Here is a 17,676-nt window from a genome sequence, read left to right as displayed (position 1 = left end):
ATTAAGCAACTACATCTACTTCCTTATTTCTACAAAAATAGGCATCTATCCTGATTGGGTCAACGCCTGCTTTTTTCAAAGTAAAATTCCCTTTTACCTAAATAGATTTACTCTTGATTTATCTCTACAACAATCTCATTAAAATATTCTCCATCAATATAAACCTTCAACTTCCACATCCCTGATGATGGAAACAATACAGACGAACGCGCATGTCCGCTTATGACAGCACCACGTGGGATTAGTTGCTCATCCTTAAACCTTATTGGATTAATAACTTCTTCTTTTCGCCTTGCTTAAATGCTTTTACTTCCCAATCTTTGTAGGAAATATCTTCAGTTCCCCAAAAATGCCACATCCACTTTTGGCCAGTTTCTGTAACAGTTTTAGAACCGATAATTCCTATACTTCCTTCTTCACCAAACATTTCACCATATTCAGTCGTAAAATTTGAACTATTATCGTCCCATTTTTCTCCTTTTATTGATTCGACTGAAATACAGGCCGTCATAACACATAAAATACAAAACAAAATGCACACCAACATCGTTTTCGGCATTGAACATCCCCCTTGATGGTTCTCCTCTCTATTAAAATAGGCGTTAAATCTTTTAGAATTAACGCCCACTTAGTTGCATCGCTAACTACTAAACTCCTTTTTGACTTCAAACCTTTTAATAAGTTCGTAAGGTATTGCTTTGAAAGCTTCATAAGGTAGGTAGTTTGGTTCCATAGCATCAAGAGTTCTGCTTCTGAAGTGTGGTCTAGTAATTAGTTCATTTATTCGTTCCTTAGTTAATTCAGTAAAAAATACTTCTGATGTTTCACCTTCAGCAGTTCTTATTTCACCTGATTCATAGTGCCCTCTAAATACTACACAAATTACTCCGTTGGTTATGTTTTGATAAATACCTGTTATTCCTTGCAATTGGACTTTAACTCCAGTTTCTTCTAGTATTTCTCGGTGAATGGCCTCTTCTAATGTTTCACCTTCTTCAACTTGACCACCTGGCATTTCCATCGTATCTGAACGGTGAAAATTACGAACAAGAAGCACCTTTCCCTCCTCATTAGTTATATATCCACTGACAGAAACAATATGTTTAGGGGGATGATATGTGGCAGGGGATGCTGTAGAAGTTAAGAAGTCTTGGTTGTTCTCTATGTAGAGTTCCCCTATTTCCATTCTTTTTTCTTTTGCTTTTTGGTGTAGTTCACTATTTCTAATGAGGTTTTCTATACCTTCGTAATGTTCTATACTTTTATATTCCCATATTGCTAAAATCTCGTCTTTATCTTCATTGACCCAGCGACCAATTAATTTTGCGCCGTGCTTTATTTGGTTTGGATATAAGTAAGAATGAAAGAATTGATTAAAATCATTTAGTTTTTCAGGTTTAATTTTATACGTTTTTCTTCTATATATCATTGTTCAACATCTCCTTTCCTTTAATTTCCACAAACTAATATAAAATCCCTCCTCTAATTTTTTTAATAGATACCTATTCATTCAACTCGTCATACTTCTATCAAATTATAGTCTTCATTGGTTATTCTATTTTCAAATTCTACACATTAACCAATATTCAAATAAAGAGACGACCAATCAATGGCCGCCTCAACTTAGTTCTTGAACACTTTATTTAAAAAACTGAAGAACTTTATTCTCATCCTCTAATTTCTTTTGCATAAACATTCTTAATTCTTCTTCGGTGTTAAATTCTCTGATATCTTTTCCGTAAAATTTTTGTAAATCCTCTCGCCTTACTTCAAACTCTTGATTGATGAAATTGAAGTTAACCCAATCAGCATTTTTAACTAATGAAAGTATAATTGTAGCATTATATATAGCTAGTTCACTGTAGTTTGTCTCGATATCCTCACTATGTTCCACAGCAATATAATTCAAAATAATACCATAAGGTTCTTCTGAAGTTTGCAGTTCCATTCCACTGATCTGCTCCCCACTCGGTTTTGGAAGTTGTCTGGTGATATTCCCAACAGCACCTGCATCTCCTACATACGAATCTTTGAATTCAAATAAATTTTCGCCATCAATAACTTCAATTGAATTACAACCATTTAGGAGAAGTAACATCAACAAAGAAAAGAAGGAAAACATTATTAAATTTCTCACCATTATCCCTCCTAATAACAAGTACATTACCGTATACATTAATATCCCAAATAGCATATCAATACTATTTAAAAGTACTTTACATTTTTTTCTTTACCCACATTGATTATTGGGAATTTAAACCATTATAGAGCTGCTGCTCTTACATATAAAACCAAATAGTATATGATTGGAATGAACGTTATAACAAACCCAATAACTCTTGTTCGTTCCTTAAACTGTAATGTAAAACCAACTGCCCATAAAATGAATAATAACATAAAGTACCATCTGTTAGTTGGTGTGTTACCTTCTCCAATGCCTGGTCCACTCAACCAAATTGAAAATAACAAAACAAACACTCCAGAAATAGCATTCCAAGTATGTCTTACTATTTTTCGGTTCATTTCCCCATCCCTTTCGGTTATTTACGTAAACTACAATTGATTATAAACAAATATCAATAAATTTACCATTAATTACCTTTTATTCGAGTAAAAAACAAAAAAAGCCGCAAGATTGAATTAATCCTACACACACCTATCTTGTTACAAAAAGCGATTTTTCTTACTGAACAATAAATAAACCCAGCCATTGAAGCACTCTTCCTAATTTCTTCAACTAGCCGACCCCTTTTATATAGAACATTTTTCTTTTCAACTAATCTCGTTAACTTTTTAACTTCCATAGAAAAGGTGGGTTATTCATTTCATCCTGTAATACCCTCTGCAAAAAACTGTGTTCTTGGGTTTAAATGCAATTAAAAATGAATTAATGATATCTGAGGAAGAAATCAAAGTGTTGAACCAACCAACAAATAATAGTATTAATTTGATATTTCCAGATACATAGAATGATATAATAACTGGCACCACCGATAATACAATAAATGGCAAACTCATAAAGACCCAGAACCTACCTTTGGAGAGGCTTGCATTTGTATTTATCCAAAAAAATATACCACTAAACGTTATGCTAATATCACCTTTTTTGGTTATGACCAAAATATGTAGCCATTCGTGAAAGACGAAGACGAGGATGCCTACAATGATGAGTAAAAATAGATTAATATTTGTGAATTCTGCAGTATAGAAATGTGGTATAAGAAAAATGATGATCTGAAGTAAGTATACAAACTTCATGTAATGTCTTCGGTACCAATTATTTTTTATGAAAGGAGTCCATTCTGACAAATCCATACTTTTCTGTGGTAAGTGCCGAAACCAAACTATCATAAGCTTTCACCTCCGTCATTTTTATGGATTGTGACATTTTTTTAATGAAACTTTATTACTTGTATCTAAACCATCATATTCTCCAAATCATCCGAAGTCTCTCATAATAGTCAATCTAAGGAACAGGATGAGGACAATTAAAACAATTTGATGGTGACAATAGTCCTTCATATTGGCATTAATGCCCTTACTCTAGGTATTTTTCAGGCTCAGGCTCATCATAAGTAACGTAAGTCCCTGCAATAAAATCATGGATAGCACGCTTATCTTCTCGTAGACCCACCATGAAAGCACTAACAATAATACCGATCCCTAATGTTAAAACATACACTAAACCGGCAACTAAGTTACGCATAAGCATTGTTCCAATACCTACTCTTTCACCATCTTCACGCGCGATACGTATCCCTAATACTTTTTTCCCAACAGTGTATCCATACCAAAATACAGGTAACAGTAAATAATACAACGTTTCTAAGATAGAAGTTATAGGTTCGTTTTCCATAAAGAATTCCTGATAGATGATGGTTGTAATAATTCCTGATGCTAAGAACAGAAAAATCATATCAACTATAGCTGCACCTAACCTAACACCAAAACCAGCAGGGTTGCTCATTATTCCCCCCCTAACGTATCACCTTACTTTTGAACTTATAACCTTACAAACTATTAAGGGTGATTCCAAAAGAAAGTAGTAACCAAAAATGGAACAACAATTGTAATAATTATGATAATTCCGTTGCCAAATAGACCAATAATTTTATAAGTACTTTTTCCTGCAATTAATGCTAGAATTAATCCAATTGCAGATACAATAACTGCACCTAGTAAAAAACGATCATTACCCATAAATGCTAAACAGTATAAAAGTAATCCTACAAAAAATAAAACAGTTGAAACCCCACCTATTTTGCTTTTCATATTGTTTTCACTCCAACCTACACTTATTTTAACATTATTTCCCTATTCGTTGTGGTAATTAATGGCTTTTTCCCTGGTCTAGGAAACGAAAGTCAAACTCCCTCTTTACTTAATAACTTTTTTCTTACAGAGTCGGCATAAAATATTAACAGTAAAGTAACTCCTAATACAGACAGTTGGACATACAGGTAATTAGAATTTTCATTATCAAAATGAAGTAATATCCAAATTACATTAAATACAAAAGAAATACTAAATCCCATAATCAGAGTATAGATTTTAACCTTTTTATATTTTTCCTTCCCCTTTAAATATTTGATATAGATATACGTGAGTGTTCCGACAAAAATTGTTGGTTGTATCCATTCTGTAAGATTCCACGCAATTCTTTCATCTTGAGAACTATCTAACATAAAACTTCCAAACGACAACAAATGAAAAACGAAAATATAGAAAAACAATAATAACATAGCTAATAGATCTCCAAAGAATAATAACAAATTAAATGGCTTTCTTTTAAATTTAACCACCACCTGCAGTTAATTTCCTTAATATTTTCAGCAAGGGGGAAACCCCTGTTCTATTCTAACCTCCGTTAGCAAAAAATACGGCATAAATTATAACCCCTAATACTACCAGGATAATAAGTATTCCAGTACCCCTCCAGCCTAAACTACCTACTAAATCAGAAAGATTGCTCCCACGTAAACTACTTGGAGGATTGTTTAATTCTTTACGTCGTAAGTCCTCTCTCCTTTGTTCAGGTGTTTGTTTTTCCTTATTCATTCAAATCCCCCTATTTTATACTACGAAATCACACCATATAGAGTTTTGCTCTTTCTTAATAACTCTTGCTTGTAAGTAAAAAAGCGACTGCTTCCTGTTCAGCACTCGCTCCCCGTTGCCTATAATTAATCACTTCCTACATATTCAATATTATATTCACTAAGCTTATCCATAAATTTATAGAACACTGAAGAAAAATGCGAATCCCTAGCTATAATTACACTGTTGCCATCAGAGAATTGAAATTCTAAGTTAGAAAATCCCCCTCGTTCCTCCGTTAAATGATAAACTACCTTTTCTACTTTATCCCACTCATAAAAATTGTGGTTGGTGATTCCTAGCTCACTAAAATATATGCCATCATTACTCATTTGTTTGTAATGTGTAGCACCTAAAATAAACGGATAAATACTACTTATAAAGAGCAAAAAGCCTATTAATATGCTGAATTTTTTTAGATTAAATAAAAAGATAATTAGTGTTCCAAGTAACAATAGGATTAATCCAGCTCCATACAGGAAATATGAATTTCTTGGAATTTGTATAAACTAGGTATCTGATGTTGCATATAAGAGATCGTTAACCATATAAGGAATTAAAGGTATCGCCATAGGAGTTATTAGTGCTAATATAACTGCTATCACTCCAACAATATGTCTCTTTTCATAGTTTTTAATAAGTTCCATATTACTTCCTCCCTTATTTTATTATATGGATTTATACGAATCAGGATATTTTAAGTTTCATAATATTAAGAATTTTTTCTCCAACCTTAACTTCTAAACAATCGTAGTAGTTGCAAACCATCAGACGGATAACCGCTATATGCTCCCATACAACGTGGATAGGTTATAGGAATTATTGTTGCAAAGAACTGCATAAAGTTAAATATCATTGCCCCCCGCAGAAATGAACCAAATTCACCTTACAGCACCATCACCGCTACTATTGCAAAGATAAAAGGTTTCAATCACATTTGTTATTTTTCAAAAAGTCTGCTCATAGATTAACGATAGAAGCTCTGATCCTTTGTTAATACAATGGTGCTACTGGTTCCATAAAAAAAGCTTATCCCTCTTAAAGATAAGCATCCATTAATTTAATAGGAAAGTTAACGTTACTTCTTTTCATTCATTTGATAATAAGCATCAAGTAAATCTTTAACTGCTATATTATCTATTTTCATTCCTGATAAATCACTATCTATTATTTCTAGGTTTTTTAAATTACTATTACTTATTTTTGAACCTTGTAGGTCACATCTTTCAAATGAAATAGGTTGTTCTTCAACTCCGAGATTGGTATCTATAAAAGAAACGCCACCCAACGTAACAAATTTCATTTTACTGTGAGAAAGGTTTAAATCAGCAAATAGAGAATGTCTAAGATTTATATTTCGGAATTTAGAATAGCTGAGGTTACAGTTACTTATATTTGTATTCATTAAATTACTGTTAGTAAAAGAACATCCTTCTAAATTCACCTGATAACACTCTGTTTTTTCCATGTTGCAATTCTCGTACTGTACATTTGAAATATTTTTTTCTTCCACAACGTTTTCTTTTGATAGAAAGTTAGCTTTTCTCTTTATATAATAATACTCATCGTCTGTCATAAAAGTAGTTTTATAACCCATTTTCTCATAAAAATGGTGATTATTAACTTGTCTTCTTGATGTCTCAAGATCCCAAGTTCTTACATTAGGAAATTGCTCCTCAATTAAATTTATTACTTGCGAGCCTATTCCTTTCCCCTGGTAATTTGGTTCAACGAAAATGCGGTCTATTCTGCCAAAAGACTTTCCAGTTACTGTTACTATAATTCCTCCAATTACTTTTTCATAGTATTTAATCTTAAAGTACTCTAATTCTTCAATCATATATTTTGTCATTTCGATTGATGCATATCCTGGTGGTTGTATATTAAAATCAACTACACCATCTTGATTTGAAAGCCACTTCCTAGCTTCTTCATCAAAGGTTTTTTTCTTTATTTCTGTTAGAATTTCAGCATCTTTAATGACAGCTTTTTCAATTGTACTATTGACATATATGTATTTCCCCTTTTATCTATTGCCTTACGTGTAATCAAATTAAACAGTCTATTATTTACTCTTAGTAAAAAAACATAGCTCATGTATCAGTTGGAATCCAACTTTCTTATATAAGTTTATAGCATTTTGATTATCTGAATTGACACATAGTGTAATAGAATTGATACTATCAATAGTGAAAAGCCATTTTAGAGCAACAGTTAATAGTATTCTTCCTATTCCTTTCCCTCTCTCACTTTCTCTAACAGTGAAAAATTCAATACTAGCTTCTCCATATGATGGTTCAGCTTCTACATAGATATAACCGCATAATTGACCGTCATTTACAATAATAAAAACTTTTCTATAATCATTTAGTCTGTTAACAATTTGTTGACCACTATAATAAGTATTAGGGAAAGAGTTATCATGAAGTTGTACCAATTCTAAGTAATAATCTTCCGTTAATTCTATAATACTAACCTCTTCTAATTCCTTTGTTCTTTCTCGGTTAAAATTCAATATTGTTTGATCGCTGTGTCTATTAAAAGAAAGGTCATTAGCTAGTTGAAGGACTTTTCTGTTTTCTTTATTTGGAAACATACTTATAGAGTTTATTTCATCTGGTATTAATTCAATCATCTTTTCCCATAAGCTAGTCACAATATCCCACTTATCTTCTTTAACAAATGGTCCCCAGACTTCAGCACTATTGCTCTCAAGGTCTGCGTCAAATCCTAATACGCCAATCAGTTCTTCATCATCATATACAGTCAAAAAACTGTTATTGTAAGGAATATCAGTAACGTCCTCGCTTAAAGAGTGAGCGACTTCTAAATAATCTTTTCCACAATAGCCAATATGTGATTCTTCAATTCTGTTAATTTGTGAAATAAATTTAGCAACACTAACAACTTCTTCATTTTTTATCGTACTTATTTTTATCATGCGTTAATCCCCCTAAAAAACCGAGTTCCATTTCCATTGTTTAGTAAATCTTCAATATACATTTTATAATTTTTCATGAACACTATTTATCATATTTACTTTACCATAAAACCCCATTTTACTTTCACGACATTTAAACCTTTTCCATAACAATAAGCGTTAATCCAAAATGGGGCTAACGCTTCATTACACCTCAACAATTTTGTTTAAAAAGGACCCTGTTGGTTTTTATTAGGATGATTTTGTTTCTGGTAATCATCTTTAATTGTTTCGATACCTTCTTTAATGTTTTTATCCTCTATTGACTTATAGCGGTCTGTTTTCCTGTCTACTAACAAGCCAAATACTAAAAACGAGGCAACAACAAGGATAACAATTATCCACCCCATAAAACCCCTCATTTTTAAATAATATTACACTAACAATTGGAATATATTTCTAAGTATTAACTCAAACTGACGATTACACTACTACGTAAACGGTGCAACTAATATTCAACATTTTAGAAAAAGTTTTATCATTGTTATACCTTTGAAATAGTTCCACGCTTGTTTCGGCAATCAAATAGTAAATGGATAAGACTTTCGTAGTATGGGAGAAATTCTTCATTTTTGATCATCGTTAAAATTTCTTCCTTGCTTGCCCACTTCACATTTTGAACCTCTTCATACTGTAAAGTAAGCATATGTAATTGCACATCTTCCTGGATTAAATAAATGTCATCAAATCCATTATCAAAGTTAATTGTTAAGTGAGGTCGTAAATGCTGAAAGTCTACCTTCAAACCAATCTCTTCATGCAATTCTCTTTGTGCAGCAGTTTGACTTGTATCCCCAGCTATGGCACTCCCTCCTGCAGTGAGATCCCACAGATTAGGCCAACCCTCTTTGAAGGACTGCCTTTGTTGAATGAGCATTTCCCCGTTTGAATTAAAAATACATACATGAATAACTAAATGAAAATCCCCAGGATCAAGCTCTGTACCTCGAACCCATGTACGTTCTGTTTTGCTTCGATTTATATCATACACATCCCATAATTCCACTAGCGAACCTCCAACTTTCAGTAGTCATTATTTAAAGAGTAAATATTATATGTAAATACCTTAGTTTTCAGTGATTTTATTAAGACAATTGCACCCTAAATTAACCTGCGTTGGTTCAAAGTTAGACTTCTTTTATTCAAAACTAGCACCCTATAATTTAAAAAGATAATTAATTTTTTACTGTGTAATGTAATTCAACAAATTGATTAAAGGTTCTAGTACCTTTTAACGAAAGGTCGAGTTGATAATCACCTGACTTAAATAAAGGAATTCCTTCTCCAATAATCTTTGGAGCAATTGTCAACATCAATTCATCAACAAGCTTTTCTTTTAAAAATGTATGTAATAAGTCTCCACCACCAACTATCCAAATACTTTTCCCTTCCTCATTTTTCAAGTTATTTGTAAAGCTAATAATGTCTTCATTGATAAACTTGACGTGTTCGTTATCTTGATATACTGTTCTCGAAAAGACATAACACTGCTTATTTTTATATGGAAAATTGCCATTTTCGTGCTTCATAATCCAATCATATGTCCTCTTACCAATCAAAATTGTGTCAACATTGCTAATAAACTCAGAGTAACCATTGTCACCTTGTCCTTCAACGCAAAATAACCAATCTAAAGAGTCCGCTTTAGTTGCAATATAGCCGTCCAAACTCTGAGCGATAAACAATACTACTTTCCTCACTTTACTCTCCCCCTGTATAAATTAGACATAAATGAAGGTTTCATTCTAGCAAAATAATCTTAACACAAATTCCCAGTTTTTTGGCTCCACATCCTTCTCTTTAATTAAAAGAGACCGTCAAGTGACGATCTCCGTTGTTGTATTTAAGCACCATTTAGTTTAAAATGATTTCTCTGCCCATAAATTTATATATAAGTTTGTAACTGTCACATCAATCATTCCTTCTTCTTCAAAATCAGGAACTAACTCTTCTGGTAACTTCAAATAAAAGCCAAACTCATCTGCATCACTGTAGTTTAAGCCTGAATATTCAGAAGGAATTAGTTTATAAGTATCACCTCTATACGTTGCTTCTGCTTTCGCTTGAAATTTACTTATTAAACCTTCATTATTATGTTTGTGTTCAACACCTGATATTATTGTTGCACCACCTAAACTAGAACTTCCACTTGACCTAAAGAACAATTCATATTCATTAGTATTATGAGCGATTACTTTCGACACATAAATTTGGTTTTCTCCATCATCAAAAAGCACTTTTCCTTTGTTATTATCCAAATTATTTAAATCAATCTCGATTGTATATTCTCCTTCAATAGGGTGTGCATTATTGTGATAATTTTCATTGTCATTAGTAAAATAATTTATCCCCTGTGTCCGAAGGTTGTATATATCAACTGCTCGAGGTATGAACAAAACACCAAGAACTATTAATGCTGCAACAATATATACCGTATTTAGATTTAAAAATCTTTTCATTAAACTCCTCCCATTTCAAATTGTATGTTTTTCGGAATAAGCCATCCTTCTTTCACTAAACTGCTCTATACTTCAATAAAAAGCTCTAATCCTTCTTGAATTAAAGCTCAATAGTTAAACAAAAAAGCACTGTGAAGGTGACCAAAATTAGTGCTTTTCTTGTTGCTTATGTAGCATGTCATAGATAGCTTGGATCACTGAGGTTTGTTTGACAAAGTCTTCATTCTGTAATAGTTTCTTTTTCTCTCTTGAATAGGCATCCCAATCCACGCTGATTGTAGCTGTTCCGTAATCAGATATTAATATGACTTCATCAAACTCTTCATAGATTTGGATATGCAAATCATATTCGTGCTTACTATCTGTTTCCTCGCCATATAATAGAACCCTCGGCTTAGGGCGAACCGTTGTAGGTATGTCATCATAAATTGTGGCATTATTGCTCTCAAACGTTGCTGCTTGCGATGAAATTTTAAACGTTGATAGATTTATAACATCAATTTCTTCAAGTTTACTTATTAACTTTCCCTTTTCAGAACATCCTGAAATACTTAACAACACAATAAACACAAGTACAAGCTTTCTCATACATTCCCCTGTCCATATCATATTTGGAAACCGCACCTTTACTTCAATAAAGAACTTTTTTTAACTTTCCTAAATTCATTTATAACACAAGCAACTAGTGAGACTAATACTCCAAAAGGGATATAAATAGACCAACTGATGATGGCCCACCACCTGCTGAAGCCAGAAAAATAGCTATTCCAAATAATGATATTGATATGCCTAAAAGTGATAAATTCATTGGTTAAACTCCTCTCTAACGACTCACCACTCATTATCAAGTTACCTGCTTCTATACTTCCTTATTAACTAGTTATTCTAGTTATTCTCCTTCTTCTCCACAATAAAATAAGACCAGCACCCTGCCAGCTGATCTGTCATCTTTCTTATTAAAGTAGCGCTACCTTTAATTTAAGTATACAAATTCACAAAGCTGTTGATCCCTTACTTAAAAGGATTTTAATTTATTCTACCTTAACTTTCAAATAATGAAATACTCCACCATTTGAATATTCTGCAGCGATATTAAAAACGTAGATTCCAACTTCATTTGGTAGATTGAAAGAGAAGTTATCCACTATTATTTCTTTATTCATATTATTACGGTCATAAACCTTCAAAGATAAAGGAGTCTTATTTATAAATTCCAGTGTAACAACATCATTTCTAGAAGCTTTAAGTATTTGGGCATTTTTATCTAAGTAGTTAGAATCTCCAAGTGATTCCTCTCGTCTACCACCAATTTTAAGAGAAGAACCGCCATTTAACACTTTTACTTTATGATTAACAGAACTTGCATTTACACAAGGAATAAATACATTTGTACAGTTTTCTTCTGTGTATACATCCTGAAGACTACATCCCGAAAGAAAAATAAGCAAACAGAAAAAAACCAACAAAACAAATTTGCATAAAGAATTTTTAGTCTTCAAAGTGACAATCACTCTCCAGGATTTTTTTCAATAGTCTTTTTCTATCTAATTTCTTTACTTAATATGTAAGTTACACAAAAAAGAGCACTTCTCCTTCTTTAAGAAATTCCCCCATTACTAAAAGGAGGTATTAGAAATTAAATTGTTTTGTCATTTTCAACCTTTTCTTCGTATTGAATAATGTGCTTTGAGTCTTCTATAGGACTATCGCGTTTTACATCAATTTTGTTCCCCATTGTAATATCATCGTATGGTGTATATCTATTAGATGGTGTGGAGTCCTTTTTTAACATTCTATAAATTTTAAATCCAATTATAGAGATTACGAATAAAGAATAGACATATGCCATTTAATCACCCCTTATTTACTTATATTCAAAGAATCACTGTTAAATCCCTACTTCCACTAACCTGCACCGTTAGGACCATAAGCGACTGACATACGCCCCCTCGTTAAATAAATCCCTTACTTAGGATTAATGTTCCTTTCAAATTCCTGTATCCATTTATAATCCAAAGGAGCATTCAATACCTTGTAAACACGGGTTGATACAACAACGTCATGTTCAATGGTAAATCTATCTGATTTTCCATTTTTGTATCCAAGGAAAAGTTCAAATCGTTCATTTTCATATTTGGAGACCCACCCATGCACATTAGTTAGTTTTACTTGGTATTGATTTAAAAAGTCAGTTAGTTTATTAATATATTCTTGATCTACTTCTTTAAGTTCAAATTGAAAAGAGCCTTTATGCTGAGTAATAATATGAACCTTATTAACATTACCTATATCTAATAGATCACCCAGGTTTTGCTCACGGTACTTATAAAAGTAAATTAAAATAACAGCAATAATGATTAATAACAGAGAAATGAATAAATATTTCTTCAAGAATATCCCCCTAACAATCCTTGTACTAACTAAATATGTAGATATAGAACAATCTCATACTCATACCCATATTAATATAATATTCCAACATCAGACCCAAAATTTTAAAAGAAATAGACGATCAAATTATTGATCGCCTTGTTTAACTCTCGCACCCTTTAGCATAAGAGCTTCTGTTTCTTCTTTTTACCGGTCCCAATAAAAACGCCCAACAAAATAAAGCCAACACCTATTATATTTAGAATAATATTACATAAATTGCCGATGTTTTCAATTCTAAGTCCAAACAAAATCGCACCCAAAAGAATAAGTGGAATAACCAAAAACATCCTCATTATTTCACCCTCCGTCCAACATACTCTCCTGAATTAACCTGAATCTAAAACGAAAGAAGCGACTGCTGCTTGTTCAACAATCTCACCACGTTAGCAGAATCATGAACGTCTAAAATAACCTAATTTTGTTTAACTTTTCCTCATAGGTAGAACTAATATCATTTACTATATCTATGGATTCTTCAATGTTCAGTAGCTCTGCTTCAGATGTAGTTAATGCTCCAATTGATTCAAATAGCTCTTCTAATACTTTTATGTACTCAATATCCCTCTCTGAAAGAGGAACACTTTCAATATTATCTTGAAAATTACTATTTAAAAATTCTCTATAGAAACTTTGGACTTCCCCTGCAAGTATATTAGCGTTTTTTGGATAATTTTCTTTTGAGTAGATGTCAAAGTGGTTGGCAAAGGTTAAAGAGTCGTCTATACCAAATAAAACATTATTAGATGAGTGCCAGATATTATCAAATTCTTGTCTTGAGATTTCCTTCCTTTTTTTTAATCTTTTATTTCCCTACTTCGTCGCTCATTCTTTATCAATTTTTTCTAAAAACTGCCCAATCTTGTTCATAAACCTATCGTAATCTGGAATCCATAATTCGTGTCCTGAATCAGAAAACTCTACTATTTGAACATTTCTCAAATGACTCTTATATTTTTCAGTAGCATCATTTTTTAAGAGTGACTGTTCTGTACCACCTTTAATAACTAAAACTGGACAAGTTATTTTTTTTAATTCATCCATTAAATATGTTTCTTTTGAATCTAGTTGTATTCCTCTCACTACATGGTGACGGTCTTCTTTTATATAACCTCTAGATATAACTCCTTCTACCCACGACTCTGGAATTGAAGGATACCTAGCTTGATAATCACATAATATTAACCCTTTTATTTGTTTTGGGTTTTCTGAAGCAAACTTAATAGCATAAGGAACCCCCATAGAATAAGCCATTAAATAATATTCTTTAATTCCGCTATTCTCTACTACTGATTTAATATCTGAAACGTGTTGTTCTAAATTATAGCCTTTAAGTGGTGCATCACTTTTCCCTCTTCCTCTTAGTGAAATACAACGTCTTGGAGTAAGAACTTTCATTTCATCTTCAAATTGTTCCGCAAAACCCAATACCCCTGGAACATAAACTAGAGGGATTAAGTCAAAATTTAAATCCATAGATTCTAAGTAATGAATAGAAATATTATTATTCTTAGCAAAACGCTCTAATAAAACCATATTTTCCCCCAAATAAATTTTTAGTATTATATATAAATTTTATGTTATAATTTTTCGCAATACAATGTGATCCTTTTTTATATAATTTGATTGTTCATATGTTTTAATTGCTGCATCGTTATTTTTTCCAGTGATTATTTTTACGCTTTCGACCCCTCGTATACGAAGTTCTAGTTCCAAAAATGATATCAACAATGAGGCTATGCCCTTTCTTCGGGCTGTTTCTTTAATATACATTTCAGTTATTTCACCTTGCAAATTAGTATAACAAAACGACTTGAAATATTGAGCACAGGCAAATCCAACTGGTTCATCATCCAGAATTGCAAGTGAAATCAATTCGTTGGTTTTATCAAGGCTTTCTTTTACTTCATTTGTTGTAAGTCCAATCCCATTAAACTCATTATTGAGAGCAACAAGAATTTCTACATCATTTTCATTTGCCCATCTAGTACATATTCTCATTTTGTACCATCCTTTTATTATTCTACTTTAAATAGTTTTGTAGTTTTCATAACAAGAATCATGAATTTCTTCTCTTCACAAGCTTGTTTTATTTGTTACAGGAATTCTGCTCTTTAGTAAAAAAGCGATGCTCTTATTGAACAATCGCTACTCATTTGTTTAGATATATCCTCACTCCACAATGAAAATTATATTATTTTGAAATAACTTTGAGTGAATACTAGCTTATAATTTATGAAGCAACAAATCTGCACGTTTGATACTTTCCTTGGTCCAAACTGGAGCTTTAGTATGGTTCATCACATCTTCTGTACTTAACCAATAGATATTTGCAACTTCTTGCGGACTATTTCTAAAAGGCTCACCATTTTTATGTTCACAAAGAAAAACTATATCAATAACCTTACATCCATCATCAGCTAAAAATGAAGAACTGTGAACATATTTCAAGTTATCTTTTACTTCGATACCAACTTCTTCAAGAATCTCTCTCTTTAAAGTATTTTCAATAATGTCATAGGTATTTCCTTCATCTTCAACTTGTCCACCTACTAAAGAGAGTGTCCCAGCAGCATGTTCTAGGTCTGAACCTCGTTCTATAATTAGCCATTTGCCATCCTTTAAAATAGCTCCCTCAACATTAACAACAAACATTTGTATCATCCTCCTGCTACACTATGTTATTTTACTTTGTTATTTATTACTCTGTTTCGTTTTTGTTAAAATGTAGCTTACTGGTTCAAAATCAAACTTCTTATAAAACTTCATTGCACTTTCGTTAAAATAACTAACAAACATTATCATTCTTTCAATATTGTTTTCCTCAAACCATGCCATTGATCTATTCATAAATAATTCTCCAATGCCTTGGCTTCTATATGGTTCCAGTATAAATAAGGAATCCAACTCACCTACATTTTGTTTTGAAATAGTCGAAACGGAATAGCCGACATAAGTTTGATCTGCTATATCAATCGCTACAAGTATTTGGATCTTCCCCCCGTCTTTCACTTTTTCTTTAAGCTCTTTCGCTCTTTGCTGAAATGTTTTATTTGTTGCTGCTTTTTCAGACAAAGAAGTGTGGTAATCTCTTAATCCTTCCCATAAAGATTTAATCAGTACAATTTCAGATAAATCACATTCAATAATTGAAATACTCATAAAATCTCCCTCGTTTGATTAAATTAGTAGATGTTTTTATCCATCTTAAAGGTCTATTAAAACAGGCACCAATCCTGCTTGGTGCCGGTTGAATTACCGATGAAGAACTATAATCATATTTACAGCTACAATAAATTTTTGTGATATGCACTCAGCTCAATAAGCACTTATGTTCAAAATGAAAAGAATGATTGACTTCAACTATCGAGCATGCCAATAATAACAGCTTTATTTGGAGTTTGGGTTGTCTGAGTTATTCATGTTGTTCAAATTTCTATCCAGTATCGCTGAACAATCTCATCCTTGTCTGAGGAAATTACCTCATTCTCTAATATCCCACCAACTTTTTTTATGGTTTTGGAGGAAGCAATATTTGATTTATCACACGTTACCAATACTTTTTCTAACCCTATGATTTTTGCTTCAATTAAGCCAAGTCTAAGCTGTTCAATGGCATATCCCTTTCGTCGTTCATCTGGGTGGATGCTATATCCGATATGTCCACTCTCCATCAGTAATTCAGGTGTTAATCGGTGGCGAATATTAATTAAACCGATTAATCTTCCATTAACAATACTCAAAAATTGAGTGGAAGGAACACTATTTTGTGGTAATTTGTCTCCTTGTTCTTGGTATATGACTTTGGTAAGCCATTTATTAAAGTCGTCAAATCTTCTTAAAGAAGAACCACCATATGGCTGTTCTCCTATATTTAAGAATGTTGTCCTATAAGCCATTATTTGTTCTCTGTAATGTTGTGTTGGTCTTACAAGTTTCATAGTCAACCTCTTTCTTTTCTCAAAGAAAATAACATTTAATCTTATTCGATACCTAATGGTAATTTCCCTTCATGTACTAAGCATCCCCAATAGAAAAAAGAGTTGATAATCCATTTTGATTTTCAACTCTTGCTACCCTCTAATTAAATAATAGCTACTTCAAAATATTAGATAAGATCTCTTTGTGATCGTTTGACAACTTTATCAAATCAAAGTTTCCTGTACTTATTAAAATTTTAAGGTTTTCTACTTCGTTCCACGCTAAATCGTAAAGAGGTTTATCAATAGTACCTTTTGTTAACGCATCTTCAAGTTCATTGGCATCTTTTTCAATTAACTCTCCAGACGGTAAAAGAACAATATCTAAAAATAAATCGTCCATCCAGGGAATAGCATTTTCTATTCCATTACGAAAGCATATATCAATATACCATTGAACTATTTCTCCTCTAGCATCAAACATCGTAGTTACTGAATGGTTTTTCTCTATAGGGAACTGTTGAAGCCACATATAACCATTATCCACAATACATACTTTTGTTTCTCCATAGCTTGCCGATAATGGTTCTGTTACTTCTATTGTATTCAGTAAAGATATATAGCCCTTGAATTCTTTAGTATCTAAATACGACTGTGAATATTTCCTTTTAATAACCCGTTTCCATTCTGAAAGGTCTCCATACTTACGTTTTAACATCCTTATCCCCCAAACTTTTCTCCTAATTATGCCATCTTACTAAATTTAAATAGTCGTTTCTATTAAACTAAA

28 protein-coding genes are annotated in these 17,676 nt (G+C 32.2%); all 28 read right to left on the bottom strand.

From position 1 onward, the window contains the following. Positions 1-262: 262 nt before the first annotated feature. The 28 genes from J2Z26_RS11455 to J2Z26_RS11320 all read right to left on the bottom strand — a co-directional run bounded on the left by J2Z26_RS11455 (position 263) and on the right by J2Z26_RS11320 (position 17,604). Positions 263-559, bottom strand: coding sequence for a hypothetical protein (locus tag J2Z26_RS11455; RefSeq protein WP_193538911.1), 297 nt, complete (start codon positions 557-559; stop codon positions 263-265). A gap of 81 nt (positions 560-640) precedes the next feature. After that, on the bottom strand, positions 641-1,429 hold the full coding sequence (locus J2Z26_RS11450) for an NUDIX domain-containing protein (RefSeq protein ID WP_193538913.1): 789 nt from the start codon (positions 1,427-1,429) through the stop codon (positions 641-643). A 210-nt stretch (positions 1,430-1,639) separates the two neighbouring features. Beyond that, positions 1,640-2,137, bottom strand: a complete 498-nt coding sequence (locus J2Z26_RS11445) for a DUF4825 domain-containing protein (RefSeq protein ID WP_193538915.1) — start codon at positions 2,135-2,137, stop codon at positions 1,640-1,642. Between the two features lie 125 nt (positions 2,138-2,262). Continuing rightward, positions 2,263-2,523, bottom strand: a complete 261-nt coding sequence (locus J2Z26_RS11440; RefSeq protein WP_193538917.1) for a hypothetical protein — start codon at positions 2,521-2,523, stop codon at positions 2,263-2,265. A gap of 297 nt (positions 2,524-2,820) precedes the next feature. Next, a complete protein-coding gene (locus tag J2Z26_RS11435) occupies positions 2,821-3,315 on the bottom strand; it encodes a DUF3267 domain-containing protein (RefSeq protein WP_193539723.1) in 495 nt (164 codons plus the stop codon). Positions 3,316-3,538: 223 nt separating this feature from the next. Continuing rightward, on the bottom strand, positions 3,539-3,967 hold the full coding sequence (locus J2Z26_RS11430; protein WP_193538919.1) for an RDD family protein: 429 nt from the start codon (positions 3,965-3,967) through the stop codon (positions 3,539-3,541). Positions 3,968-4,020: 53 nt separating this feature from the next. After that, positions 4,021-4,272: a hypothetical protein gene (locus tag J2Z26_RS11425; RefSeq protein WP_193538921.1), complete on the bottom strand. Its 252-nt coding sequence runs from the start codon at positions 4,270-4,272 to the stop codon at positions 4,021-4,023. 92 nt (positions 4,273-4,364) lie between these two features. Beyond that, on the bottom strand, positions 4,365-4,742 hold the full coding sequence (locus J2Z26_RS11420; protein WP_193538923.1) for a hypothetical protein: 378 nt from the start codon (positions 4,740-4,742) through the stop codon (positions 4,365-4,367). Positions 4,743-4,857: 115 nt separating this feature from the next. Next, positions 4,858-5,058 (bottom strand): DUF6366 family protein, encoded by a 201-nt coding sequence (locus J2Z26_RS11415; RefSeq protein WP_193538925.1) that lies wholly within the window; start codon positions 5,056-5,058, stop codon positions 4,858-4,860. Between the two features lie 125 nt (positions 5,059-5,183). Then, a complete protein-coding gene (locus tag J2Z26_RS11410; RefSeq protein WP_193538927.1) occupies positions 5,184-5,552 on the bottom strand; it encodes a hypothetical protein in 369 nt (122 codons plus the stop codon). A 54-nt stretch (positions 5,553-5,606) separates the two neighbouring features. After that, positions 5,607-5,744: a hypothetical protein gene (locus tag J2Z26_RS11405; protein WP_193538929.1), complete on the bottom strand. Its 138-nt coding sequence runs from the start codon at positions 5,742-5,744 to the stop codon at positions 5,607-5,609. Between the two features lie 431 nt (positions 5,745-6,175). Then, entirely contained in the window at positions 6,176-7,111 is a 936-nt protein-coding gene (locus tag J2Z26_RS11400) for a GNAT family N-acetyltransferase (RefSeq protein ID WP_193539724.1), read from the bottom strand. Between the two features lie 51 nt (positions 7,112-7,162). Next, positions 7,163-8,038 (bottom strand): GNAT family N-acetyltransferase, encoded by an 876-nt coding sequence (locus J2Z26_RS11395; RefSeq protein WP_193538931.1) that lies wholly within the window; start codon positions 8,036-8,038, stop codon positions 7,163-7,165. A gap of 206 nt (positions 8,039-8,244) precedes the next feature. Further along, the gene (locus J2Z26_RS11390; protein WP_193538933.1) at positions 8,245-8,427 is read right to left on the bottom strand and encodes a hypothetical protein; all 183 of its coding nucleotides are present in this window, start codon (positions 8,425-8,427) and stop codon (positions 8,245-8,247) included. A gap of 134 nt (positions 8,428-8,561) precedes the next feature. Further along, the gene (locus J2Z26_RS11385; RefSeq protein ID WP_193538935.1) at positions 8,562-9,083 is read right to left on the bottom strand and encodes an NUDIX hydrolase; all 522 of its coding nucleotides are present in this window, start codon (positions 9,081-9,083) and stop codon (positions 8,562-8,564) included. A 169-nt stretch (positions 9,084-9,252) separates the two neighbouring features. Then, the gene (locus J2Z26_RS11380; RefSeq protein ID WP_319638088.1) at positions 9,253-9,777 is read right to left on the bottom strand and encodes a dihydrofolate reductase family protein; all 525 of its coding nucleotides are present in this window, start codon (positions 9,775-9,777) and stop codon (positions 9,253-9,255) included. Between the two features lie 159 nt (positions 9,778-9,936). Next, a complete protein-coding gene (locus tag J2Z26_RS11375) occupies positions 9,937-10,536 on the bottom strand; it encodes a hypothetical protein (RefSeq protein WP_193538936.1) in 600 nt (199 codons plus the stop codon). Positions 10,537-10,683: 147 nt separating this feature from the next. Further along, a complete protein-coding gene (locus J2Z26_RS11370; protein WP_193538938.1) occupies positions 10,684-11,124 on the bottom strand; it encodes a hypothetical protein in 441 nt (146 codons plus the stop codon). Between the two features lie 443 nt (positions 11,125-11,567). Beyond that, entirely contained in the window at positions 11,568-11,984 is a 417-nt protein-coding gene (locus J2Z26_RS11365; protein WP_193538940.1) for a hypothetical protein, read from the bottom strand. 188 nt (positions 11,985-12,172) lie between these two features. Then, complete coding sequence (locus J2Z26_RS11360) at positions 12,173-12,385, bottom strand: hypothetical protein (RefSeq protein WP_193538942.1); 213 nt, start codon at positions 12,383-12,385, stop codon at positions 12,173-12,175. Between the two features lie 116 nt (positions 12,386-12,501). Further along, complete coding sequence (locus J2Z26_RS11355) at positions 12,502-12,927, bottom strand: hypothetical protein (protein ID WP_193538944.1); 426 nt, start codon at positions 12,925-12,927, stop codon at positions 12,502-12,504. Positions 12,928-13,085: 158 nt separating this feature from the next. After that, positions 13,086-13,262, bottom strand: coding sequence for a serine kinase (locus J2Z26_RS11350; protein ID WP_193538946.1), 177 nt, complete (start codon positions 13,260-13,262; stop codon positions 13,086-13,088). A gap of 529 nt (positions 13,263-13,791) precedes the next feature. Then, the gene (locus tag J2Z26_RS11345; RefSeq protein WP_193538948.1) at positions 13,792-14,502 is read right to left on the bottom strand and encodes an alpha/beta fold hydrolase; all 711 of its coding nucleotides are present in this window, start codon (positions 14,500-14,502) and stop codon (positions 13,792-13,794) included. Between the two features lie 39 nt (positions 14,503-14,541). Continuing rightward, on the bottom strand, positions 14,542-14,967 hold the full coding sequence (locus J2Z26_RS11340) for a GNAT family N-acetyltransferase (protein WP_193538950.1): 426 nt from the start codon (positions 14,965-14,967) through the stop codon (positions 14,542-14,544). Between the two features lie 225 nt (positions 14,968-15,192). Further along, on the bottom strand, positions 15,193-15,621 hold the full coding sequence (locus J2Z26_RS11335; protein WP_193538952.1) for an NUDIX hydrolase: 429 nt from the start codon (positions 15,619-15,621) through the stop codon (positions 15,193-15,195). 39 nt (positions 15,622-15,660) lie between these two features. Further along, positions 15,661-16,128, bottom strand: a complete 468-nt coding sequence (locus J2Z26_RS11330) for a GNAT family N-acetyltransferase (protein ID WP_193538954.1) — start codon at positions 16,126-16,128, stop codon at positions 15,661-15,663. 266 nt (positions 16,129-16,394) lie between these two features. Next, a complete protein-coding gene (locus J2Z26_RS11325) occupies positions 16,395-16,907 on the bottom strand; it encodes a GNAT family N-acetyltransferase (RefSeq protein ID WP_319638089.1) in 513 nt (170 codons plus the stop codon). A gap of 154 nt (positions 16,908-17,061) precedes the next feature. Then, positions 17,062-17,604, bottom strand: coding sequence for a ribonuclease FAU-1 family protein (locus J2Z26_RS11320; protein WP_193538957.1), 543 nt, complete (start codon positions 17,602-17,604; stop codon positions 17,062-17,064). Positions 17,605-17,676: the final 72 nt, after the last annotated feature.

The organism is Cytobacillus luteolus (assembly GCF_017873715.1).
GTDB classification, from domain to species: Bacteria; Bacillota; Bacilli; order Bacillales; family Bacillaceae_L; genus Bacillus_BV; species Bacillus_BV luteola.
Note: the sequence above shows the minus strand (reverse complement) of the source record. Positions and strands in the feature narration are given on the sequence as shown.